Raw genomic sequence first — 616 nt, forward strand, 5'->3', positions numbered from 1 at the left:
CAGAGCCTGGTCGAGGCCGACGACCCCGCCGCCGCCCTCGCCTGGCGCATCGCCGGCACCACGCCCGCGTCCCATCGTGACAAGCCCCTGCCGTGGCTGCCCGACGTCCCAACGGTGCTGCGACAGGACAGTGGGACGAGCGACTACGTGGACCGGCTGACTCACCAAATCGAGCAGCTGGCCGAGCGCGTCGCCGTCCAGGGCCAGCAGGCCGGCGCGTCCGTCCGGCCGTGGCAGCGATCTCTGCCCCCGGACGTCGACGACCAGTTCCTCGGTGACCTCACCGTCTGGCGAGCGGCGCATGACATCGCACCGACCGACCCCAACCCCACCGGCCCGCCCATCACGGAACCCGACGTCGCCAGGCACCAGAACCGACTCATCCGTCGACTCAGCGCACCGCCTACCGCGACCGGCAAACGGAACGTAGACGCTGGGGGAGAGGGACTCCGGGCCAGCCAGCAACGAGCAGAGCGTCAGCGACTCTCCGACGACGCGTCACGCCATCTGTCTGGTCCCTACCGGTAGCCGAGCCCCGGCGACAAGCAATGCTCGATCCGCGGGACGGTCGGTACATCGCTGTACCACCGAGGTGCGTGACAGACCGGATCCGCCG

1 protein-coding gene is annotated in these 616 nt (G+C 70.3%); it reads left to right on the forward strand.

Annotated elements, in window-relative coordinates; genetic code table 11:
• Nucleotides 1-528: hypothetical protein (locus FJR00_RS15885; RefSeq protein ID WP_181409679.1), on the forward strand; the 528-nt coding region annotated here is incomplete at its 5' end.
• Between the last annotated feature and the right edge of the window lie 88 nt (nt 529-616).

It is taken from the genome of Ornithinimicrobium kibberense (assembly GCF_006519705.1).
Classification (GTDB): Bacteria; Actinomycetota; Actinomycetes; order Actinomycetales; family Dermatophilaceae; genus Ornithinicoccus; species Ornithinicoccus kibberensis.